General features: G+C 68.1%; 19 protein-coding genes. 6 read left to right on the top strand and 13 right to left on the bottom strand.

Features of this window, described 5'->3' with window-relative positions; genetic code table 11:
• The first annotated feature begins 26 nt into the window (after positions 1 to 26).
• The 4 genes from panB (at position 27) to der (ending at position 5,096) form a co-directional block, all read left to right on the top strand.
• Positions 27 to 854, top strand: a complete 828-nt coding sequence (gene panB / locus ASD79_RS13165) for a 3-methyl-2-oxobutanoate hydroxymethyltransferase (RefSeq protein WP_056722311.1) — start codon at positions 27 to 29, stop codon at positions 852 to 854.
• A 165-nt stretch (positions 855 to 1,019) separates the two neighbouring features.
• Positions 1,020 to 1,796: a tetratricopeptide repeat protein gene (locus ASD79_RS13160; RefSeq protein ID WP_056722310.1), complete on the top strand. Its 777-nt coding sequence runs from the start codon at positions 1,020 to 1,022 to the stop codon at positions 1,794 to 1,796.
• A complete protein-coding gene (locus ASD79_RS13155) occupies positions 1,793 to 3,223 on the top strand; it encodes a PQQ-binding-like beta-propeller repeat protein (RefSeq protein ID WP_056722309.1) in 1,431 nt (476 codons plus the stop codon). The genes ASD79_RS13160 and ASD79_RS13155 overlap by 4 nt, the downstream gene beginning before the upstream one ends.
• A 109-nt stretch (positions 3,224 to 3,332) precedes the next feature.
• Positions 3,333 to 5,096 carry a ribosome biogenesis GTPase Der gene (gene der / locus ASD79_RS13150; protein ID WP_056722308.1) on the top strand — a complete coding sequence of 588 codons (1,764 nt, stop codon included), beginning with the start codon at positions 3,333 to 3,335 and terminating at the stop codon, positions 5,094 to 5,096.
• A gap of 172 nt (positions 5,097 to 5,268) precedes the next feature.
• On the opposite strand, the gene ASD79_RS13145 is transcribed toward der, so the two are convergent.
• The 6 genes from ASD79_RS13145 to radA all read right to left on the bottom strand — a co-directional run bounded on the left by ASD79_RS13145 (position 5,269) and on the right by radA (position 12,530).
• On the bottom strand, positions 5,269 to 6,792 hold the full coding sequence (locus ASD79_RS13145) for a PAS domain-containing methyl-accepting chemotaxis protein (protein ID WP_056722305.1): 1,524 nt from the start codon (positions 6,790 to 6,792) through the stop codon (positions 5,269 to 5,271).
• A gap of 312 nt (positions 6,793 to 7,104) precedes the next feature.
• Positions 7,105 to 7,857, bottom strand: a complete 753-nt coding sequence (locus ASD79_RS13140; protein ID WP_056722303.1) for an SDR family NAD(P)-dependent oxidoreductase — start codon at positions 7,855 to 7,857, stop codon at positions 7,105 to 7,107.
• Positions 7,858 to 7,907: 50 nt separating this feature from the next.
• Positions 7,908 to 8,882, bottom strand: coding sequence for a bile acid:sodium symporter family protein (locus tag ASD79_RS13135; protein WP_056722300.1), 975 nt, complete (start codon positions 8,880 to 8,882; stop codon positions 7,908 to 7,910).
• Between the two features lie 146 nt (positions 8,883 to 9,028).
• Positions 9,029 to 10,531 (bottom strand): amidophosphoribosyltransferase, encoded by a 1,503-nt coding sequence (purF, locus tag ASD79_RS13130; protein WP_056722298.1) that lies wholly within the window; start codon positions 10,529 to 10,531, stop codon positions 9,029 to 9,031.
• Complete coding sequence (locus ASD79_RS13125; RefSeq protein WP_056722296.1) at positions 10,528 to 11,151, bottom strand: CvpA family protein; 624 nt, start codon at positions 11,149 to 11,151, stop codon at positions 10,528 to 10,530. Before ASD79_RS13125 ends, purF begins: the two co-directional genes overlap by 4 nt.
• Positions 11,148 to 12,530, bottom strand: a complete 1,383-nt coding sequence (radA, locus tag ASD79_RS13120) for a DNA repair protein RadA (RefSeq protein WP_056722294.1) — start codon at positions 12,528 to 12,530, stop codon at positions 11,148 to 11,150. The genes ASD79_RS13125 and radA overlap by 4 nt, the downstream gene beginning before the upstream one ends.
• Positions 12,531 to 12,706: 176 nt before the next feature.
• Here radA and ASD79_RS13115 point away from each other — a divergent pair, with 176 nt between their 5' ends.
• Complete coding sequence (locus ASD79_RS13115) at positions 12,707 to 13,885, top strand: Yip1 family protein (protein ID WP_056722292.1); 1,179 nt, start codon at positions 12,707 to 12,709, stop codon at positions 13,883 to 13,885.
• 124 nt (positions 13,886 to 14,009) lie between these two features.
• On the opposite strand, the gene alr is transcribed toward ASD79_RS13115, so the two are convergent.
• From alr to rpsF, 6 genes are all read right to left on the bottom strand, one after another.
• A complete protein-coding gene (gene alr, locus ASD79_RS13110) occupies positions 14,010 to 15,092 on the bottom strand; it encodes an alanine racemase (protein WP_056722290.1) in 1,083 nt (360 codons plus the stop codon).
• A gap of 188 nt (positions 15,093 to 15,280) precedes the next feature.
• Positions 15,281 to 16,810, bottom strand: coding sequence for a replicative DNA helicase (locus tag ASD79_RS13105; RefSeq protein WP_035037169.1), 1,530 nt, complete (start codon positions 16,808 to 16,810; stop codon positions 15,281 to 15,283).
• A 164-nt stretch (positions 16,811 to 16,974) separates the two neighbouring features.
• The gene (locus ASD79_RS13100) at positions 16,975 to 19,407 is read right to left on the bottom strand and encodes a TonB-dependent siderophore receptor (protein WP_056722640.1); all 2,433 of its coding nucleotides are present in this window, start codon (positions 19,405 to 19,407) and stop codon (positions 16,975 to 16,977) included.
• Between the two features lie 176 nt (positions 19,408 to 19,583).
• On the bottom strand, positions 19,584 to 20,168 hold the full coding sequence (rplI, locus tag ASD79_RS13095; protein WP_056722289.1) for a 50S ribosomal protein L9: 585 nt from the start codon (positions 20,166 to 20,168) through the stop codon (positions 19,584 to 19,586).
• A gap of 13 nt (positions 20,169 to 20,181) precedes the next feature.
• Positions 20,182 to 20,460 (bottom strand): 30S ribosomal protein S18, encoded by a 279-nt coding sequence (gene rpsR / locus ASD79_RS13090; protein WP_007672610.1) that lies wholly within the window; start codon positions 20,458 to 20,460, stop codon positions 20,182 to 20,184.
• A gap of 15 nt (positions 20,461 to 20,475) precedes the next feature.
• Positions 20,476 to 20,856, bottom strand: a complete 381-nt coding sequence (rpsF, locus tag ASD79_RS13085; protein ID WP_056722287.1) for a 30S ribosomal protein S6 — start codon at positions 20,854 to 20,856, stop codon at positions 20,476 to 20,478.
• A 267-nt stretch (positions 20,857 to 21,123) separates the two neighbouring features.
• Here rpsF and ASD79_RS13080 point away from each other — a divergent pair, with 267 nt between their 5' ends.
• Positions 21,124 to 21,771, top strand: coding sequence for a hypothetical protein (locus ASD79_RS13080; protein ID WP_056722285.1), 648 nt, complete (start codon positions 21,124 to 21,126; stop codon positions 21,769 to 21,771).
• Positions 21,772 to 21,816: 45 nt separating this feature from the next.
• Here the strand turns inward: ASD79_RS13080 and ASD79_RS13075 are convergent, their stop codons facing one another.
• The gene (locus ASD79_RS13075; protein WP_056722282.1) at positions 21,817 to 22,644 is read right to left on the bottom strand and encodes a sterol desaturase family protein; all 828 of its coding nucleotides are present in this window, start codon (positions 22,642 to 22,644) and stop codon (positions 21,817 to 21,819) included.
• Positions 22,645 to 22,706 lie beyond the last annotated feature (62 nt).

Below are 22,706 nucleotides of genomic sequence, written 5' to 3'. Positions count from 1 at the left end.
CACGCGTTTTCGCCGGAGTACTTGCCCTGTCCGCCCATCGTGAAGACAAGATCCGCCGTCTGGCCGCCCCGGACATCGCCGCGCGCAAGGGCGGCGAGCCCCTGGTCTGCCTGACCGCCTACACCGCGCCGGTGGCCGCGGCGCTGGATGACGCCTGCGATCTGCTGCTGGTCGGCGACTCGCTGGGCATGGTGGTGCACGGCCTGCCCAACACCGTCGGCGTGACCCTGGAGATGATGATCCTGCACGGCCAGGCGGTGATGCGCGGTTCGCGCAAGGCGATGGTCGTGATCGACATGCCGTTCGGCTCCTACGAGGGCGCGCCGGAAGAGGCTTACGCCAACGCCGTGCGGATCATGAAGGAGACCGGGGCCCAAGGCGTGAAGGTCGAGAGCGGCCCGACCGTTCCCGACACCATCGCCTACATGGTCCGGCGCGGCGTGCCGGTCATGGGTCACGTCGGTCTGCGTCCGCAGGCGGTTCTGGTCGACGGCGGCTTCAAGGCCAAGGGCAAGGACGAGGCCGGCCGGGCCGTGATCCTGGAGGAGGCCCGCCTCACGGCCGAGGCCGGGGCCTTCGCCGTCGTCGTTGAGGGCGTCGCCGAGAGCCTGGCCCGCGAGATCACCGCCGCCATCGCCCCGCCGACCATCGGCATCGGCGCCTCGGCCGGCTGCGACGGCCAGATCCTGGTCACCGACGACATGCTGGGCCTGTTCGACTGGACGCCGAAGTTCGTGCGCCGCTACGCCGACCTGAAGGGCGAGATCGAACGGGCCGCCGCCGACTACGCCCGCGACGTCAAGGCGCGGACCTTTCCGGGCGAGGCCGAGACCTACTACGCCAAGAAGGGGTAGGGCGGCGTCCGCCGCTTCCGCCCCGTTGCGGCTGACCCTGACACGCTATAGGTTCGCCGCCTCGGTGGGTCCGCTCACCACGTTATCAATCTAGAGCGTTGGTCCCGGAGCGATCCGGGAGTGACGCTTCAGGGCGCAGTTCTCGCCCCTACCGGAGCCTCGTTCGTGGTCGATGTGTTTGACGAGGTCGAAGAGCAACTGCGCTCCGACCGCTACAAGTCCCTCGCGCTGAAGTCGCTGCCCTGGGTGGGCGCGCTGGCGGCGGTGGCGATTCTCGGCACCGGCGGCTGGTGGGGCTGGAGCAGCTATCAGGAAGGCCAGGCCAACAAGGCCTCCGAAGCCTATCAGGCGGCGCTGGAAAACGGCGCCAAGGTCGGTCCGGCCAAGGCGTTCCCGGGCTTCGAAGCGATCTCCAAGACCGGCTCGACCGCCTACAAGACCCTGGCCCTGATCCAGATGGGCGGCATCCGCCTGGAAGAGAACAAAACCGCCGAGGCCGTGCGCTATTTCGACGAAGCGGCCAAGCTTGCGCCCAATCCGGTGCTGGCCGACCTGGCTGGCCTCAATTCCGCCTTGGCGCTCCTCGACACGGCTCCTTACAAGGACGTCGAAGCGAGGCTGACTCCGTTGATGGGCGAGAAAAGTCCCTATCGCGTTCAGGCGAAGGAAGCGCTGGCGTTCGCCAAGCTGCAGGCCGGGGACCTGGCCGGCGCGCGGGGCGAGTTCAGCGTGCTGTCCAGCTCGCTGGACAACTCCTCGGACGAGGTCCGCCAGCGCGCCCAAGGCGCGATCGCCATGATCGATTCCGGTTCGGCCAAGAACCTCTCGGCGGTCGTCAAGGCCGCGATCGCCCTGCCACCTTCCGCCGCTCTGACGCTGCCGTCCGGCCCGCAAGCCGCCCCTGACACCGCCCCCGCTACCGCCCCCAATAGCGCCCGATGAGCCGTCGCCCCATGACTTCCAAGCGTTCTCTGCTTCTCGCCGCGTTGCTGACGACTGCGGTGTCGGTGGCTGGCTGCTCGACACTCTCGAAGATCAACCCGTTCGACAAGAAGGAGGCCAACAAGACGTTGGCCACCCAGGGACAGCGGATCTCGGTCATCGCCTTCGACCAGAAGGTCGAGCCGGCCGAAGCGCTCAAGGGCGCCGACTTCTTCCTGCCCGATCCGGTGGTCCAGGCCGATTGGCCGCTGCCGGGCGGCAACGCCGAGCAGTCGGTCGAACACGTGGCCGCCGCCGCCAATTTCGACATCGCCTGGCGCAAGGGCTTCGGCCAGAAGGCCAACCGCAAGTTCCACGTCACGGCCCCGCCGGTGGCCGCCGACGGCAAGGTCTTCGTGATGGACGGCGAAGCCTCCGTGGTCGCCATCGACGCCCGCAGCGGCGCGACCGTCTGGCGCAAGGACCTGCGACCGGCCAAGGCCCCGGGCAAGAAGCGCGGCTTCATGGGCATCGGCGGCGGCACCGCCGACCGCACGGGCTTCGGCGGCGGCTTGGCCTATGCCAACGGCAAGCTCTATGTCTCGTCAGGCTTCCGCTTCGTGGCCCAACTCGACGCGGCCACGGGCGCTGAGGCGTGGCGCCAGCAGACCAGCACGCCGGTCCACGCCGCGCCGACCGTCCAGGACGGCCGCGTCTTCGTGGTCTCCACCGACAACGAACTGCTGACCTTCAACGCCGCCGACGGGGCGCCGGGCTGGACCTACCAGGCCCTGGTCGAGCCGGCCCGCATCCTGGCCGCCTCGAGCCCGGCGGTCAGCGGCGACACGGTGGTGGCCGGCTTCGCCTCGGGCGAACTGGTCGCCCTGCGCGCCACCAACGGCAACGACCTGTGGAGCGAGGCCCTGAGCCGCGCCAGCCGCACCAACGCCCTGTCCGAAATCCGCGACATCGCCGGCCGTCCGGTGATCTTCAAGGGCGACGTCTTCGCCGTCAGCCACTCGGGCGTGTTCGCCGCCACCGACCTGCGCACTGGCCAGGCCCGCTGGAGCCTGCCGGTCACCGCCATCACCAGCCCCTGGGCGGCCGGCGACGTCGTCTTCGTGGTCGACAAGGCCGGCCAGGTGATCTGCGTGTCGCGCGAAGCCGGTCAGGTCTATTGGATCCGCGACCTCAACGACACCGACAAGCTGTCCAAGAAGCAGAAGAAGAAGCGCGCCAAGCATCCGCTGCTGTGGTCGACGCCGATCCTGGCCTCGGGCCGGCTGATCACGGTCTCGAGCGAAGGCCAGGCCGTGGCGCTGAACCCCAAGACCGGCGAGACGCTGAAGACCCTGAAGCTTGGTCAATCGGTCCTGCTGGGCCCGATCGCCATGGGCGACACGGTCTATGTCGCCACCGACGAAGCCGACCTGATCGCCATCCGCTAGACGTTCCTGGGCGTCCCCAGGAATTCCAATCCAAGCAACCCGAACCCGGGCTGGTCCTCACCAGTCCGGGTTTGTCGCTTTTGTCCCCGAAATCGACTACTGCACACCCATGCCTTTGAAACTCGCCATCGTCGGCCGCCCCAATGTGGGCAAGTCGACCCTGTTCAACCGTCTGGCCGGCCGCAAGCTGGCCTTGGTCGACGACCAGCCGGGCGTCACCCGTGACCGCCGGTTCGCCCACGGCCGCCTCGGCGACCTCGACCTGGAGCTGATCGACACCGCCGGCTTCGAGGACGTCACCGACGAGAGCCTGGAGTCGCGGATGCGCGCCCAGACCGAGCTGGCGATCGAGGAGGCCGACGTCAGCCTGCTGGTGTTCGACGCCCGCGAGGGCCTGACGCCGCTGGACAAGACCTTCGCCGAGATCCTGCGCAAGCGGAACAAGCCGGTGCTGGTGGCCGCCAACAAGTCCGAGGGCAAGGCCGGCGACCATGGCGCGGCCGAGGCCAACAGCCTGGGCCTGGGCGAGCCGATCCAGATCTCCGGCGAGCACGGCGAAGGCATGGCCGAGCTCTACGCCGCCCTGATCGCCATCGCGCCCGAGGAGCTGCAGGGCGAGCACGACGAACTGGGCGACGACAAGCCGATCAAGATCGCCATCGTCGGCCGCCCGAACGCCGGCAAGTCGACCCTGATCAACCGCCTGATCGGCGAACAGCGCCTGCTGACCGGCCCCGAGGCCGGCATCACCCGCGACTCCATCTCGGTGGACTGGGTGTGGGGCGACCGCAAGGTGCGGCTGGTCGACACCGCCGGCCTGCGCAAGAAGGCCAAGGTCAACGAGAAGCTGGAAAAGCTCTCGACCGGCGACACCATCCGCTCGATCACCTTCGCCGAGGTGGTGCTGCTGATCATGGACGCCACCCACCCCTTCGAGACCCAGGACCTGCAGATCGCCGACCTGGCCGAGCGGGAAGGGCGCTGCGTCGTCTTCGTGCTGGCCAAGTGGGACCTGGTCGAGGACCAGGCCGCGACGCTGAAGGGCTTCATCGAACACGCCGAACGCATGCTGCCGCAATTGCGGGGCACGCCGGTGATCGCGCTGTCGGGCGAAACCGGCAAGGGCGTCGACAAGCTGATGCCGGCGGTGCTGAAGAGCCACCGCGACTGGTCGACCAAGGTCAAGACTCGCGACCTCAACGACTGGCTGCAGATGGCCATGCAGCGCCACCCGCCGCCCAGTGTCGGCGGCAAGCGCATCAAGCCGAAGTACATGGCCCAGACCAAGGCCCGTCCGCCGACCTTCGTGCTGTTCTCCAGCCGCGCCGACCAGATGCCCGAGCAGTATCGGCGCTACCTGATCAACTCCTTGCGCGAAAGCTTCGACCTGCCAGGGGTGCCGCTGCGCATCACCATCAAGTCGGGCGCCAACCCCTATGCCGAGGGCGAGGCCAAGGGCCACAGCGGCAAGGGCAAGCGCGAGTTCGAGCGTCGCGAACGCGAAGCCGAGCGCATCCGCGCCTCGCGCAACACCGTCAAGAAGTCGGTGCGGGTGGCCGAAGCCGCCGCGGCCCTGGCGGCCGGTGTCGAGGTCGAGGCCGTCAAGGCGGCGACCCGGGCGGCCAAGAAGGCCGGTCCGACGGTGATCAAGACCACAAAGCCCGTCGAGAGCACGGCCGCGCCCGCCGCCGAGCCCGGCAAGGCGGCGGTCAAGTCGGTCAAGAAACAGGGGCCCAAGGCCCAGAAGAAGGCGACCACGCCCAGCTACAAGGTCGGTTTCAAGGCCGCCGGCGGCAAGGCGGCGGGACCGCGTCGTCCCGTGGCCGGTTCACGCACCGTGCGTGGCAACAAGGCGCCGCCCAAGGGGCGATAGCCTGGCGGCGTCCCTCGACGCCTGACAGCGAAACGGGCCTCCCGTGAAGGAGGCCCGTCCGCCTAAGCGATACTGGTTACGCTGTACAAGGCGCGCCGGGACGACCGAAGGGGGTGTCGACGTCCCGGCGCATTCACGATCCGACTCTTCCGGATATCGGATCGGGAAGCTCTTAGAATTCCTCCCAAACCTTGGCCGCGGTCGCGGCGGCGCCGGCGCCTGGGCGGAACTGGGCGCCGATCCTGGCCTGGGCGCGGGCCTGGGCGCGGGCCACCGGATTGTCGCTGGGACGATGCCGATCGGTTTGAGCCAGTTCGGGGCGGCGGGTGATCGTCTGCTCTCCGGTTTGAAAGCGTGAGACCAGTCTGGTCAGCTCGGCCGCCTCGGCGTTCAGGCTGGCGGCGGCGGCCGTGGCCTCCTCGACCATGGCGGCGTTCTGCTGGGTGACCTCGTCCATCTGGTTGACGGCGGTGTTCACCTGGGCGAGGCCGGTGGCCTGCTCCTGCGACGACTGGGCGATCTCGGAGATCAAGGTGTCGATCTGGGTGACCTTGCCGACGATGCCGCCCAGTGCCTGGCCGGTCTCGCCGACCAGTTGGACGCCGCGCGCGACCTGCGAGGTGCTGCTGGCGATCAGCGTCTTGATCTCCTTGGCCGCCTCGGCCGAGCGCTGGGCCAGGGCTCGAACCTCCTGGGCGACGACCGCGAAGCCTCGCCCCGCGTCACCGGCCCGGGCCGCTTCGACCCCGGCGTTCAGGGCCAGCAGGTTGGTCTGGAAGGCGATCTCGTCGATGACGCCGATGATCTGGGTGATCTTGCCCGAGCTCTGTTCGATCTCGCCCATGGCCTCGACGGCGTCGCGCATGATCTCGCCGGAGCGGGTGGCGTCCTCCCGGGCGCTGGAAGCGGCGGTGGAAGCCTCCTTGGCCCCCGCGGCGCTGCGGCGCACCGTGGCGGTGATCTGGTCCAGCGCCGCGGCGGTCTCTTCCAGGCTGGCGGCCTGCTGCTCGGTGCGGCGGGAGAGGTCCTCCGAAGCGCCGGCGATCTCGTCGGAGCCGCTGCGCAGGCCGTCGGTGGCGCCGGAGATCTGGCCGATGGCGTCGCGCAGACTGTCGATCGCGGCGTTGTAGTCGTCCTTGATCTGCTGGAAGCGGCCTTCGAAGGGCTCAGTGATCCGGGCGGTCAGGTCGCCGGCGGCCAGGCGCTGAAGGCGCTCGGCGAGGGAGAAGACCACGGCCGTCTGTTCTTCCTCGGCCTTGCGCCGGGCCTCGTTGGCGATCCGCTCCAGCTCGACGTCGGTGATGTCGATGGCGAACTTGATGACCTTGCAGGGCTGGCCGGCAGCATCGAAGATCGGGTTGTAGGCGCCCTGGATCCAGACGTCCTTGCCGCCCTTGCCGACCCGTTGGAACTTGTCGGCGAAGAACTCGCCGCGCGCCAGATTGGCCCAGAAGGCCTTGTACTCGGCGCTGCGGCCATAGCCGGGATCGACGAAGATCCCGTGATGGCGGCCGACGATCTCGTCCAGTGAATAGCCGACGGTGTCCAGGAAGTTCTTGTTGGCGGTGATGATCGTGCCGTCGAGCTGGAACTCGATCATCGCCTGCGAGCGGTCGATCGCCGCGACGGTGGCTTCCAGGTCGGCCAGACGCTGCAACGTCTTCGCGTCGTTACGCTTCATGGAAAAGAACGACATTCGGGTGGGCTCCCCGGAAGGTCCTTGATGGACGCTTCCACACGTGAAACGTGCGCTTGCCCCATTTCTGAAAGCTTAACGTTAGCGCGGCAGAAGCCCTGTCTTGCTGCGACTTTTTGGCGCGATGACTGGTTTCAGGCGAACTTCTGAATGATCCAGAGTCGTTTTGGCGATCGTATAATAAGCATATTACGTAAAATGACTTATTAGCATGGGCATGTGGACCTGGTTTCTCATGCCGACGGGCTCTTGGTGGCCAGGAAAATCGTCAGAATCTGCTAAAGCATCGCCTCTACATGTATCTTGACTGACCTATCCCTCGCTTGGGGATTCCTGCCCGCGATCCTTGAAGCGCACGACGCCCTTGGGGGGCACGCGGTCAGGGCGGACCAGGTCGACGATGAACGGCGCGATGCTGTCTGGAGCCGGCACGCTTTGCGGATCCTCGCCCGGGAAGGCTCCGGCCCGCATGCGCGTGCGCATGGCGCCGGGATCGACGCAGATGGCGCGCACCGTGGTGTTCTCCATCTCGTCGTCATAGCAGCCGACGATGGCCTCCAGCCCGGCCTTGGAGGCCGCGTAGCCGCCCCAGAAGGCGCGGTGGGTCTTGGCGACGCTGCTGGTGAGAAACACGGCTCGGCCGGCCTCGGCGCGGCGCAGCAGCGGGTCCATGGCCCGGATCAGCCGCCAGTTGGCCGTCAGGTTGGTGGACAGGATCATGTCCCAGCCCTTGGGGTCGAGATGGCCCACGGGGGTCAGGGCGCCCAGGACCCCGGCGGCGCCGACCAGGATGTCCAGCTTGCCGAACCGTTCGAACAGGGCCGCGCCCAGATGGTCCAGGCCGTCGGCCTCGCGCAGGTCCAGCGGGACCAGGGTGGCGTGCTCGCCGGTAGCGGCGAAGATCGTGTCGTCCAGCGCTTCCAGCGCCCCCTGGGTGCGGCCCAGGGCGATCACATGGGCCCCAGCCTCGGCCAGGCCCACGGCGATGGCCTCGCCAATGCCGCGGGTGGCGCCGGTGACGAGGGCGATGCGGCCGGCCAGCGGCTTTATGGAGTCGGAATTCATGGGCGGGTTCTAGTGGCTATCGGATGGGATGGAAACCGCGTCGGCGGTGATCAGGCCTCGTCCGCCGACCTGGCCCCATAGCGCTGGGCCAGCACCGAGCAGGCCATCAGCTGGATCTGGTGGAACAGCATCAGTGGCAGCACCAGGACGCCCGCCGTGGCGCCGGGGAACAGGATGCCGGCCATCGGCACGCCGGTGGCCAGGCTCTTTTTGGAGCCGCAGAACACGATGGCCACCTCGTCGGGCTTGGAAAAGCCCAGGGCCCGCGCGCCGAACATGGTCGCGGTCATCACCACGGCCAGCAGCACGACGCAGGCGGCCAGCAGGACGGCCAGCTCGGGTATGGAAACCGTCTTCCAGATGCCGCCGACCACGGCGGCGCTGAAGGCCGAATAGACCACCAGCAGGATCGAACCACGATCGACCTGGCCGACCAGGGCCTTGTGCCGCTCGATCCAGTCGCGGATCAAGGGCCGGAGAAGCTGGCCGGCGATGAACGGCAGCAACAGCTGGATGATGATCGACCGGATCGACTCCCAGCCGCCGACGTCGCCGTGGGCCTGCATCAACAGGCCGACCAGCACCGGCGTCAGGAAGATGCCCAGCAGGTTCGAGGCCGAGGCCGCGCAGACGGCGGCGGCGATGTTGCCGCGACCGATCGAGGTGAAGGCGATGGACGACTGCACGGTCGAGGGCAGGCAGCAGAGGAACAGCATGCCGGTCGACAGGGTAGGCGACAGCAGGCCCGACTTGCTGATCAGCAGCCCCAGCGCCGGGAACATCACGAAGGTGAAGGCCAGGATCGTCAGGTGTAGACGCCAGTGGGTCAGGCCCGCGACGACGGCTTCGCGCGACAGCTTGGCGCCGTGCAGGAAGAACAGCAGGGCGATGGCGATCTTGACGACCCAGCCCACGATCGTCGCCGCTTCACCCCGCACCGGCAGGACCGTGGCCAGCACGACCATCCCGAACAGCAGCAGGATGTAGGTGTCGATCTTGAGCTTGGCGAGGAGGTCTTTGAACATCGGGATCACTGCGGCTGGCTGGCTCCCACCATCCGCTCATCCCGGCGAAAGCCGGGATCCATGCCGAGTTTCGGGTCGAGCGTTGGAGGTGGGTTTCGAGCGCTGCTCGGGTCCCGGCTTTCGCCGAGATGAGCGGAAGGGAAAAACTAGGCGCTGACCAGCAGCGACAGCTGCTTCTCGGCCTGGTCGTTGCGGCCTTCGGCGATCTCGCGGTCGGTCAGGCGGGTGGGATAGTCGCCGGTGAAATAGTGGTCGGTGAACTGCGGGTGGGCCGGGTCACGCGGACCGGCTTCCAGCGCTTCGTAAAGGCCGTCGACCGACAGGAAACCCAGGGAGTCGACCTCGAGGAACTTGGCCATCTCCTCCAGCGACTTGTTGGCCGCCAGCAGCTGTTCGCGCTCGGGCATGTCGATGCCGTAGAAGTCGGGCCACTTGATCGGCGGGCTGGCCGAGCGGAGGTGGACCTCCTTGGCGCCGGCTTCGCGGACCATGCGGACGATCTTCAGCGAGGTGGTGCCGCGCACGATCGAGTCGTCGATCAGCACCACGCGCTTGCCGGCCAGGACGGCGCGGTTGGGGCTGTGCTTCATGCGTACGCCCAGCTCGCGCACGCCTTGGGTCGGCTGGATGAAGGTGCGGCCCACATAGTGGTTGCGGATGATGCCGAGGTCGAAGGGGATGCCGCTCGCCTGGGCGTAGCCGATGGCGGCCGGCACGCCGCTGTCGGGCACCGGCACCACGACGTCGGCCTCGACGCCGGTCTCCTGGGCCAGGCGCTGGCCCATGCGCTTGCGCACGTCATAGACCGAGCGGCCGTTCACCACGCTGTCGGGGCGGGCGAAATAGACATATTCGAACACGCAGGGGCGGGCGGCCAGGTTGTGGAACGGCCGCAGCGACTTCACCCCGGTCTCGGAGATCACCACCATCTCGCCGTGCTCGACGTCGCGCACGAAGCGGGCCCCGATCATGTCCAGGGCGCAGGTTTCCGACGCCAGGACGGGCTTTCCGTCCAGGTCGCCCAGCACCAGCGGGCGGATGCCCAGCGGGTCGCGGACGCCGATCATCTTCTTGTTGGTGATCGCCACCAGGGCGTAGCCGCCCTCGATCTGGGCCACGGCGTCGATGAAGCGGTCGACGATGCGGGCCTTCCGCGAACGGGCGATCAGGTGGAGGATCACCTCGGAGTCCGAGGTCGACTGGAAGATCGCCCCCTCCTGCACCAGGCGTTCGCGCAGGGTCAGGAAGTTGGTCAGGTTGCCGTTGTGGGCCAGGGCCACGCCGCCGGTCTCGAGATCGGCGAACATCGGCTGGACGTTGCGGATAAAGCTGCCGCCCGCCGTCGAGTAGCGGGTATGGCCGATGGCCATGTGGCCGGGCAGGCGCTCGACCAGGTCGTTGCCGGTGAAGGCGTCGCCGACGTGGCCCATGTGGCGTTCGGTGTGGAAGCGCTGGCCGTCGAAGGCGGCGATGCCGCAGGCCTCCTGGCCGCGATGCTGCAGGGCGTGCAGGCCCAGGGCCGCGATGGCCGAGGCGTCGCGGACGCCGAACACGCCGAACACCCCGCACTCCAGGCGCAGGGTGTCGTCCTCGGGGTCACGCCACGGCGCGGACGAGTAGCGGTCGGTCGACTGGCCGAAGGACGTCATCGCGATTTCTCCACCAGGTCGTCGACGGAGCGACGCTGGGACTGATCATAGCTTGGTTCGCCCGGTTTGCGGTCGGACGGTTTGTCGCTGGCGCCGTCATGAACGGCGTCTTCAATGGCGGGGGCCAGTTTTCCGGCCAGGGCCGTGCCCTTGGGCGCGAACACCTTCAGCACCCGGGCGCTGGCGGTAGATAGGGGGTAGAGCGCCGATTGCGACACCCAGGCGGGCACGCGGTCGGGCGGGGTGGCCATGTTGAACACCAGGTTGAACACCCCCAGCACCACCAGGCCGCGGATCAGGCCGAACGCCAGGCCCATCAGCCGGTCCAGCGTTCCCAGGGCGCCGTCGGCGTGCAGGGTCCTGGTCAGTGCCGCGCCCAGCAGGCGCAGGGCGATGAAGGCGATCACGAAGGTGAGCAGGATGGCGGCCGCCGTGGCCGCCCAGTCCGGGTCCATCATGCCGCGGAACAGCGGGCCGGTGATGCGCAGGCCCAGCAGGGCGATGATCGCCGCGGCGATGAACGATAGGGCCGAGGTCAGCTCTCGCGACGCGCCGCGGGCGAAGCCGACGAGGCCGGAGACCAGCAGGATCAGGCCGGCGATGATGTCGAAGGGAGTCACGTCAGCTGGCCCCAGATCTCGTCGCCGATTCGCCGCACCGCGTCGGCCAGTCGGGCCACGCCGGCCACGGGCAGGGCTCCGCCGCCTTCGGGCAGGCCCGACAGCGGTCCCAGAGCTCGACCAAAGCCGAGTTTCGCGGCCTCTTTCAAACGCGTCTCCATACGGCTCACGGGCCGCACCTCGCCAGACAGGCTGACCTCGCCGAACACGACGCAGTCCTGCGGCAGGGCGATGTCCAGGGCCGAAGAGGCCAGGGCCGCCGCCGCAGCCAGGTCCGCCGCCGGCTCGGTGATCCGCAGGCCGCCAGCGACGTTCAGATAGACGTCCTTGTTGCCAAAACCAAGGCCGCATCGGCTCTCTAGCACAGCCAGCACCATGGCCAGGCGCCCGGAATCCCATCCGACCACGGCCCGGCGCGGCGTTCCGTACGCGGAGGGCGCGACCAGGGCCTGGAACTCCACCAGCACGGGTCGCGAGCCCTCGATGCCGGCGAACACCGCCGCGCCGGCCGCCCGCTCGCCGCCGTCGTTGAGGAACAGAGCCGAGGGGTTCTTGACCTCCCGCAACCCTGCGTCGCCCATCTCGAACACCCCGATCTCGTCGGTGGCCCCGAAGCGGTTCTTGGCCCCGCGCAGGATGCGGAACGGATAGCCGCGCTCGCCCTCGAAACTGAGCACCGCGTCGACCAGGTGCTCGACCACCCGGGGACCGGCGATCTGGCCGTCCTTGGTGACATGGCCGACCAGCAGGATGGCCACGCCCTTCTTCTTGGCCAGACGCACCAGTTCCTGGGCGCAGGCCCGCACCTGGGTGACGGTGCCGGGCCCGGCCTCGTGGGCGTCGCTCCACATGGTCTGGATCGAGTCGATGACCACCAGGTCGAAGTTGTCGCGCTTCAGCCCGTCGAGGATGTCGCGCAGGCTGCTCTCGGCCGCCAGCTTCACCGGGGCCTGGGCGAAGCCCATGCGCTCGGCCCGGCCGCGGATCTGGGCCACGGCCTCCTCGCCGGAGATGTAGGCGCAGGACGCGCCGCGCAGGGAGGCCTTGGCGACGACCTCCAGCAGCAGGGTGGACTTGCCGACCCCAGGGTCGCCGCCGATCAGGATGGCCGAACCGGGCACCACGCCGCCGCCGCACACCCGGTCGAACTCGTCGACCCCGGTGATGATCCGGGGCGGGGCGGGGGTGTCGCTCTCCAGGCCGGTGAACTGCAGGCCGCGCGTGCGGCTGGCCTTGGTGGCCGACAGGGCGCCGGGCGCGCGGACGCCAGTTTCCTCGACCAGGCAGTTCCAGCCCTGGCAGGCCGGGCACTGTCCCGACCACTTGGTCTGGACCGCGCCGCAGGTCTGGCAGGCGTAGACGGCGCCGTCACGGGCCATGGAAGCTCCTGATTCGAAGATGACTGGAGACTACAGGCTGGAGGACGACTGCGCCAAAGCCGGACGCACCCTCCGCGTCTTTCGGAATCCCGACGTCACGGAACAATGTTCTCAATGTCTCGTCGGCATGCCTAAATAGCGCGGGGGATGGCTCAGGATTCGCGGAGGGCAATCTTATGACTGTTATCGAACCCGGGACGACCTCGTCCGACCTCGTCGGGCGGGTGAAACGCCTGTTGCTGACACCCTCGGCCGAATGGGACCGCATCGACGCCGAGCCGGCGACGATCAAGGGGCTCTATGTCGGCTATGTCTGCATTCTGGCCGCGATCACGCCGATCGCCAGCCTGATCGGTGGGCAGCTGTTCGGCCACGGGGCCTTCGGCGTCTCGTTCAAGCCGAACCTGGTGGCGGCGATTGTCAGCGCCGTGGTCACCTATGGCCTGACCCTGCTGTCGGTGTTCCTGCTGGCCCTGATCATCGACGCCCTGGCGCCCAGCTTCGACGGCCAGAAGGACAGGGTCCAGGCCTTCAAGGTGGCGGCCTATACCGGCACCGCCGGATGGGTGGCCGGCGTGCTCATGATCTTCCCGGCGCTGGCGATCATCGCCGGCCTGGCCAGCCTTTACGGCCTCTACCTGCTCTATCTGGGCCTGCCCAAGCTGATGAAGGCGCCGAAGGAGAAGTCCCTCGGCTACACGGTCGTCACCATCCTGTGCGCCATCGTGCTGTTCATGGTGGTCGGGGCGGTCACCGGCGCGGTGGCGGGCGCGGCGATGTTCGGGGCGGCCGTCAACCACGCCGCCACCAGGGGTACGATGGAGGTCAACGGAACCAAGGTCGATCTGGGCAAGCTCGATGCGGCCAGCAAGCAACTGGCGGCGGCCGGCGCGGCGGTCGAGGCCGGCAAGACCGTGCCCGCCGTTCCGTCCGAGACCCTCAAGGGCTTGCTGCCGGGCGCGATCGCGGGCTACGCGCGCACCACGGTGGAAAGCAATTCGGGCGGGGCGGGCGGCATGTCGATGGCCACGGCGTCGGGCGACTACGAGAAGGGCGACGCCCGCATCAGCCTGTCGGTGACTGACATGGGCGGCATGGCGGGCCTGGCGGCCATGGCCAACGCCGTCGACGCCCAGTCTTCCAGCGAGACGGCCACCGGCTACGAGAAGATGGGCAAGGTGGACGGGCGCATGACCGTCGAGGAATGGGACCGCGAGGCCAAGTCGGGGCGCTACAGCGTCGTGGTCGGCAATCGCTTCACCGTCGAGGCCCATGGCAACGCCGACAACGTCGATTCGCTCAAGCAGGCCGTGGCTTCGGTGGACTTCGGGCGGTTGGAAGGCCTGGCGCGGTAGTCTTCAGCCGCTGTGCGTCCTTCGAGGCCCTCCCTTGGAGGGCGCCTCAGGATGAGGAGCGTTGTGCTGAAGTTCTCATCCTGAGGTGCGAGGCGTAGCCGAGCTTCGAAGGACGCACTGAGTCTCAGCCACCCTTCGCCACCCGCCGCGCCCTGGGCGCGATGCGGGTCAGCAGCTCATAGGCGGTCGTGCCCGCCGCGGCCGCCGCGTCGTCGACGGGCAGGTCGGGGCCGATGACCTGCATCATCGCGCCCGGGCGGGCCGCGTCGCAGTCGGTGACGTCGACGGCGATCAGGTCCATCGACACCCGGCCCAGCAGCGGCCGCCGGGCCCCGTCGAACCACACCGCGCCGCGGGGGTGGGCGGCGCGGGGCAGGCCGTCAGCATAGCCGACCGCCAGGATGGCGACGCGGGTGGTCTGGGACGCCGTATAGGTCGCGCCGTAGCCGATGCTCTCGCCGCGCGGCATGACCCGCACCTGCAGGATCGGCGCTTCCAGCGTCGCCACGGCCTTGATCCGGGCGTCGGGAACGTCCCGCGGTCCGCCGCCGTAGAGGCTGATCCCCGGCCGCGCCTGGTCGAAGCGGTAGTCGTCGCCCAGGAAGATCCCGCCGGAATTGGCCAGGCTGCGGCGGGCGTCGGGAAACAGGGCGGCGGTCTCGGTGAAGCGGGTCAGTTGGTGGGCGTTGAGCGGGTGGCCCGGCTCGCTGGCGCAGGCCAGGTGGCTGATCACCAGGTCGATATTGACGTGCCCCAGCCGGTCCATCGCCCCGGTCAGCACCACGGCCTCCTCGGGACGCAGGCCCAGACGGTTCATGCCGGTGTCGATGTGCAGGGCGGCGTCCAGAACCCGGCCGCGCGCGTGGCTGTTCCAGGCCTCGATCTGCGGCAGGCTGTTGAGCACCGGGGTCAGGCGCGCCGCCTCGATGGCCGGGGCCGAGCCTGGCGTGACGCCGTCCAGCAGGTAGATCGTGGCGGCGCGGTCGCCCAGGGCGCGGCGCAGGGCCAGCCCTTCCGACAGCCGCGCGACATAGAAGCTTCGCGCCCCTTCATCCCACAGCCGCGCCGCCACCAGGGCCGCGCCCAGGCCGTAGCCATCGGCCTTCACGGCCGGCGCGATCTCGGCTCCGCCCGCCTGGGCCCGGAGCACGGCGTGGTTGGACGCCAGGGCGTCGAGGTCGAGGGTCAGCACGGAAGTTTCGGTCACGAGGGCGGCTTTAGCACTCAAGGCGGCGAGGGGAGAAGGTCCAACCCATTTTGTCATCCCGGACGAGCGCATCGCGCGAAGATCCGGGACCGCCGGAAGCGCGGCGCTCAGGCGTCGGTCCCGGGTCTTCGCTTCGCTGCGCCCGGGATGACAGGTCTTGGTGCGAGCAGACGGTGAAAGGGCGCGCCCTATTCCTCGTTGCCCGAGCGGTGCTGGTGGAAATAGTGGTCGCGGGCGAGGTTGCCGAAGCGGGTGGTGTCGCTGTTGAACGACAGGCGCACGGTGCCGATCGGGCCGTGACGTTGCTTGGCGATGATCACCTCGGCCAGGCCCTGCAGGCGGTCCATGTCCTCCTGCCATTGCAGGTGCTCGGGCGTGCCCTCGCGCGGTTCCGAACGGCCGACATAGTAGCTTTCGCGATAGACGAACCAGACCATGTCGGCGTCCTGCTCGATCGAGCCCGATTCCCGAAGGTCGGAGAGCTGGGGCCGCTTGTCCTCGCGCTGCTCGACTTGACGCGACAACTGCGACAGAGCGATGACCGGGCAGGCCAGTTCCTTGGCCAGGGCCTTGAGACCCATGGTGATCTGGCTGACCTCCTGCACGCGGTTGGCGTTGGAGCCGAGGTCCGAGCCGGTGACCAGCTGCAGATAGTCGACCACCACCAGGTCCAGGCCGACCTGGCGCTTCAGGCGGCGGGCCCGGGCGGTCAGCTTGGCGATCGAGATGCCGCCGGTGGCGTCGATGTAGAGCGGGGCTTCCTGCAGCTCGATGGCCGCGTCGCGCACCCGGCCGAACTCCGAGGCGTCGATCTCGCCCTTGCGCAACTTGTCGCCCGATACCCCCGAGGCGTCGGCCAGCATCCGCAGGGCCAGCTGCTCGGCGCTCATTTCCAGCGAGAAGAAGGCCACGACCCCGCCGCTGACGGTCTTCTTGGTGCCGTCCGGCTGGGGCTCCCAGGCGTACTTCTTGGCGATGTTGAAGGCGATGTTGGTGGCCAGCGCCGTCTTGCCCATCGACGGACGACCGGCCAGGACCACGAGGTCGGAAGGGTGCAGGCCGCCGATCTTCTGGTCGAGGTCGATCAGGTCGGTGGCGACGCCCGACATGCCGCCGTCGCGGCTGTAGGCCTCGGCGGTCATCTCGACCGCGCCGCGCAGGGCTTCGCCGAAGCTGACGAAGCCGGAGCTGGCCGTGCCGCTTTCGGCCAGGGTGTAGAGCTGCTGTTCGGCCGCCTCGATCTGGTCGCGGGCCGGCAGCTTGGCCTCGTCCTTGCCCTGGCCGTGGGCGGTAGAGGCGATTTCACCGCCGATGCGGATCAGGTCGCGGCGCAGGGCCAGGTCGAAGACGGCGCGGGCGTAGTCGCCGACATTGGCGGCGGGCGGAGCGCGGTCGACCAGGTCGGCCAGGTAGCGCAGGCCGCCCAGTTCGTCGAAGGCCGGGTCGTGCTTGAACTCGTCGGCCAGCAGGATCGGCTCGGCCAGCTGGCCCTTGCGGATGTGGGTCTCGATCGCGCTGAACAGTCGCGCGTGGAAGGGCTCGTAGAAGTGACGGCCCTGCAGGCTGTCGGTCAGGCGCTCGTAGGCGGCGTTGTCGTACAGCAGCACGCCCAGCAAGGCTTGCTCGGCTTCCAGGTTGTGCGGCGCGACGGCGACGACGATATCGCCCATCGACGAGGGTGGGCGGAGGTCTAGGGCAGGAACGAGAGACATCGCCACAGGTTAACGCCTAGCCGGGATTTCCGCGCGGACGCAGCGGCGCGCCAGCGAAGATGAACGGGGATGTTCTGTGTATATTCTGACCCCGCCCCAAGACAGAACCGGACGTAGGGGAATGGCGCGGAGATCGCTCTCCGCGCCGCGCCAGTTGACGCTAGGTCATCCTACCAGTTGTAGCTCACCCGCGCGTACAGGAACCGCCCGTTGAAGCCGAACGGCGAATAGCTGGGGAAGCCGATCGAGCCGCTGGGCGAGTTGATCAGCGGCGGGGTCTCGCGCGGGTACTGGTCGAACAGGTTGTTGACGCCCAGCGCCAGGCCCGCCGGACCCAGCTTGTAGCGGCCTTCCAGGTCGACGATCGTGCGGTGGCCGGTCTCGTAGTCCAGCGTCGGGTTGTTGTTGGGCACCAGGACGCTGTCGTAATAGGTGGCCTTGGCGGTGACGCCGAGGTCGCCCAGGCTCCAGTCGGTGTTGAACACGAACTTCTGGTTGGGCGTGCCTTGTTCGTAGGTCAGGACGTTGCCGCGGTCGAACAGGAACGGCGGCTGGCCGACATTGGTGATGGTCGGCAGGCTGGGCGTCTTTCTCACGTCGGTGCCGTTGAAGTTGGCGGCCACGGTGAAGTCGTAGCGACCGGCCGTCTCGGTCTCGAGCTTGTAGCGCCCGACGATGTCGACGCCCCGCGTGCGGGTCTCGACGCCGTTGAGGAAGAAGCGCGCCGCGCTGACGCCGTAGGGGGCCAGCAGGGCGTTGATCACCGCCGCCGTCGCCGCCGGGGTCGAGGGGTTGGGCAGGTTCTCCGACAGCACGATGCGGTCGTCGATGTCGATCTGGTAGGCGTCGATGGTCAGTTCGAACGGACCGGTGTGGAAGACGATGCCGGCCGAATAGTTCATCGACTCCTCGGGCTTCAGCGGCTTGGCGCCCAGGGCCACGGCGATCGGGCTGTCGACCGTGAAGGTGCCCGACTCCACCAGGATCGACCCGGTCGGCGTGGCGACGTTGTTGGTCGCCGTATAGCTGAAGTACTGCTGCTGCAGGGCCGGCGACTTGACGCCGCTGGAGATGGCGCCCCGGATGGCCAGGGCGTCGTCGACATCGAAGCGGGCCGCCAGCTTGCCGGTGACCTTCGAGCCGAAGTCCGAATAGTCCTCGTAGCGAGCGGCGGCGTCGAACGACAGGCGCTGCGTCAGCTTGCCTTCGAGGTCGACATAGGCCGAGACGTTGTGGCGCGACTTGTCCACGACGTTCGACGGCCGGAAGCCGCCGAAGCCCTGCGACACCGGCGCGCCGGCCAGCGGGCCCTTGGTGTAGGAGGCCGGCTCGCCCTGGTGCACCGAGAAGCCTTCCTTGCGGTACTCCAGGCCGAAGCCCAGGTTGGTCGGCTCGATGAGCCCCAGGTCGAAACCCTTGCTCATGTTGAGGTTGACCAGGAACTGGTCGTAGTCGAGTCCGCCGGCCTTGAAGGTGCGCGGCGAGGCCGCGCCGAAGGTCGAGTTGATGGTGTTCTTGATCGTGTATTCGAGCTTGTTCTTGCCGTAGGTGACGCCCAGGTCCGTCTTGAACCCGGCCAGTTCGCCCTTGACGCCGCCGGCGACGTTGTAGTCGTCGATCTTGGTGGCGATGATCGGCAGGAAGCCGCCCGGATAGACAGCCGGAACGTTGTTGGAGTTGTTGTAGGTCCGCGCGGTGGCCGCGGCCTCGGTGTCGCGGCGCTGGTAGCCGCCGTAGCTGTACAGCGTCCAGGTCTCGTTCACCGGCAGGCCGGCGTTCAGATAGACCGCCTTGCTCTCCAGCTTGGGATCGCCGTAACGGCCCAGCACCACCTTGCGGCCGTAGTTCGGGGCCGCGTTCAGGTCGACATAGTCGGAGCGGTTGGTCGGGTGGCGGTTCAGATATTCGCCGGTCACCGTCAGGAAGCCCTCGGCGCCCAGCGGCAGGCCCACCCAGGCGGAGGCCGACTCGGTCAGGCCGTCATGGGCGTCGTGCTTGCCTCGCGCGGTCTTGTAGTCGGTGTCGTAGATTCCGTAGTTCAGCGTCACGCCGCCGCCGCTGCGGGCCTCGCGCAGACGCAGGTTGATGACCCCGGCGATGGCGTCGGCGCCGTACTGGGCCGAGGCCCCGTCGCGCAGCACCTCGACCCGCTCGACGGCGACCGTCGGGATGGTGTTGAGGTCGAAGGCGGTCGAGCCGCGGCCGATCGAGCCGTTGATGTTGACCAGGGCGCCGACGTGGCCGCGCATGCCGTTGATCAGCACCAGGGTCTGGTCGGGCGCCAGGCCGCGCAGGGTGGCGGGGCGGACGTGGTCGGTGCCGTCGGTGATGGCCGGACGCGGGAAATCGATGGCGGGCGTCAGGTTGGCCAGGGCCTGGGCCAGTTCCGCGCCGTTGCCCTGGCGGGCCAGGGCCTGGGCGCCGATGACGTCGACGGGCGCGATGGTGTCGAGGCGTGTCCGGCCCGGGGTGCGGGTGCCGGTCACGACCAGTTCCTCGACCTGAGTCTGTTCGGCGGCCTGGTCCTGAGCGACGGCGATGGCGGGAAGTTGCAGGAGCGCGCCGGCCGAGACGGCGGCCAGCAGAAGGTGGCGACGATGCATGGTTTCCATTCCCCTCGTTCTTGCGTGCCGCGATTTACGCTTCACACGCGAGTTACAGGGGTAGAAAGCGCGTATTCGCACCGATCGTAAATGACGATTGTGTCGAAGCGGCAAAAGAAAAACGGCGCGGATTGCTCCGCGCCGTTTCCTTGAGGTCGGTCGATGACCCGAGGCCGTTAGGACTCGTAGTGGTCGCCTTCGAACGAACCGGCGCCGCCGGCCGCCATGTCCGAAGCCGCTTCGGCCTCGGCCGCGCGGTCTTCTTCGAACTGAGCGGCGACGACGTTTTCGCCGCGCGCCTGGCGATCGGCTTCGTCCTGGCTGCGCGCGATGTTGAGCGTGACCGTGACGGTCACTTCAGCGTGCAGCTTCACCTTCACTTCGTGAACGCCGAGGTTCTTGATCGGCTTGTCGAGGACGATCATCGAGCGATCGACCTTGCCGCCTTCGGCCTTGATGGCGTCGGCGACGTCGCGGCCCGCGACCGAACCGTACAGCTGGCCGCTTTCGCCGGCTTGACGGATCATCACGTACTGCTTGCCGTCGAGGCCTTCACCGGACTTGCCGGCGGCTTCGCGGTTCTTGACGTTGCGGGCTTCGATTTCAGCGCGCTGAACTTCGAAGGACTTCAGGTTGGCCGAGTTGGCGCGCAGAGCCTTGTGACGCGGCAGCAGGAAGTTACGGGCGAAGCCGTCCTTCACCGAGACCACGTCGCCGAGGACGCCGGTGCCTTCGACGCGTTCGAGCAGGATAACTTTCATCGTGGTGTCTCCCTTACTTCACGACGTAGGGGAGCAGAGCCAGGAAGCGGGCGCGCTTGATGGCCTTGGCCAGTTCGCGTTGCTTCTTGGCCGACACCGCGGTGATGCGCGACGGCACGATCTTGCCGCGCTCGGAAACGTAGCGTTGCAGGAGCTTGACGTCCTTGTAGTCGATCTTCGGGGCGTTGGCGCCGGAGAACGGGCACACCTTGCGGCGGCGGAAGAACGGGCGGCGAGCGCCGGCGCCGGCGGGGGCGCCAGCGGGGGCTTCGGGAGCAGTGGTATCGGTCATGATCTCTCTTCTCCCTTACGCGGCCGGCGCGAAGTCTTCGCGCGGGCGCTCGGAGCGCTCGCCACGTTCGCGGTCGCGACGGGCCAGAACCGGCGACAGTTCCAGGTCCAGCTCTTCGACGCGGATGGTCATGAAGCGCAGCACGTCTTCATTGATCAGCAGCTGACGTTCCATCTCCTTCACGGCCGGGGCCGGAGCGTCGATGGCGAGCAGGGAGTAGTGGCCCTTGCGGTTCTTCTTGATGCGATAGGTGAGGTTACGCAGGCCCCAGTATTCGATCTTGGCGATATGACCGCCATTTTCTTCCAGGAGGGCCTTGAGTTGCTCATTCAGAGCTTCGGCCTGTTGCGGCGAGATGTCCTGCCGCGCGATGACCACGTGTTCGTAGAACGCCATGTTTTCCTTCTTCCGGCTTGGAAGGCGGCGTGAGCGACGGCGGAAGTCCGTCGACCACGATGGATCCTGCATGCCGAGCGGGAAATCCCGACCCCGTGGGGCTGCGTGCAAGACCGCCATCCGTGAGAGGGCGCGCTAATAGCCGAAAGGGCGCGGCAAGGCAAGGAAACCCTGCGGGCGCCTGATCCTGCGGCGGTCACGGCGATATCATACAAATGCGACGCTTGGCCTCTTTGGCTTGACGCCGGGTCATGCTATCGGGCGAACATGGGGCTACGAACGTCATCCTTGATCGCTGCGGTCGTGGTCATCATGGCCGGGCCGGCGCTGGCCGGCGACATCGTGCGCAAGCCGGACCTGTCGGTCTGGGGCAATGACGGCCGTTTCCAAGGCTATTCCGCGGCCCTGCCACTGGACCTGTCCACCGACGGGGAAAAGGCCACCTTCGTCGCCAAGGTGGCCGGCAATCTGGACAGCCCGACCTACGACTTCAACCTCGACCTGGCGGCCAAGACGGAACAGGGACCCAGCCCCCGCGCGCTGGCCCTCGGCGCATCCTGGAACCAGCGCGAGGCCGGTGTGCGTTCGTCGATGTCACGACTGTTCGGCTTCGGCTTCATGCCCCGGACCAACTATGTCAGCGTCTCGGTGGACATGAACGCCGTGGCGCCCGTCGATGTGACCAAGCGCGCCGCGCCCGTGACCCGCGCCAACCTGCGTTCGGCGCTGACCCTGGACGGACGCCAGGTCGGATCGATCGCCTTGGGCGGCGGCACGACGGGCGAGGAGGGCTTCGACGTCAGCCTGACCCGACCCTTCGACATTCCCGCCGAGTTCACCGTCAGCCTGCGCACCGCCGACGAGCGGATCCAGGACGGTCGCCTGATGGTCAAGCTGGTCCGGACGACCTGGTAGTTCCGCTCGCTCAGTGCGTCCTTCGAGGCCCGCTACGCGGGCGCCTCAGGATGAGGAGCGTTTTGCTGACTCCCTCATCCTGAGGTGCGAGGCGGAGCCGAGCCTCGAAGGACGCACCGCCGCCGCGAAGCGCTTCAGATAGTCCGGGTTCTCGGTGCCCATCATCTTGTCCCACCAGGTGAAATAGAGGCCGTAGTTCCAGCCGGCCTGGGCGTGGTGCAGGTCGTGGTGGGTCACCGTGGTCAGCCAGGGCAACAGCGGCCGCCCGTCGCGCCGGGCGGGGAACAGCTCGTAGCCGCTGTGGCCCAGGGTGTTGCGCACGATCTGATGCAGCATGAACAGTCCCGCGACCGGCCATTGGGTCGGCACGAGCATCATCCACAGCGGTACGAACAGCGCGTTGATCGCCGCCTCGCCGAGGTCGAAGCTGTAGGCGGTGAACGGCGAGGGATTGTTCGACCGGTGATGACGCCGATGGAAGGCGCGAAACAGCCGACGGTCGTGGATCAGCCGGTGGGTCCAGTAGAACCAGGCGTCGTGGGCGACGATCATCAGGACCAGGCTGGTCCAGAACCAGACCGGCCCCAGGCTCCGGGCGATGTAGGGGCCCGGCATCAGGCCGGCGTGGAACAGGCCGAAGGTCAGCAGGCCGACCGTCGAGAAGATCATGATCGAGCGGATCGAGCAGGCGAATTCGATCATCAGCTGCCGCGCGGGCGGAGCGCTGTCGCGGATCTTGCGGCTGGCGAGCGGGATCGCCAGGACGACCCACAGGACCAGCCAGACGCCGACCGCGAAGATCACGTACCGGGTGACGTCCGTCAGGGTGGAGCGCAACCAGCTCTCGGCGAAGGGGGCAAGGAACGACGGCATTGGGAATTTCCTCGGATGGATGACGGTCCAAGGAGGGGCGCGGGGCGAGGCGTCGTCGCGCC

It is taken from the genome of Caulobacter sp. Root655 (assembly GCF_001427665.1).
Lineage (GTDB): Bacteria > Pseudomonadota > Alphaproteobacteria > Caulobacterales > Caulobacteraceae > Caulobacter.
The sequence above is the reverse complement of the archived record's forward strand: the minus strand, read 5'-3'. Positions and strand labels throughout refer to the sequence as shown.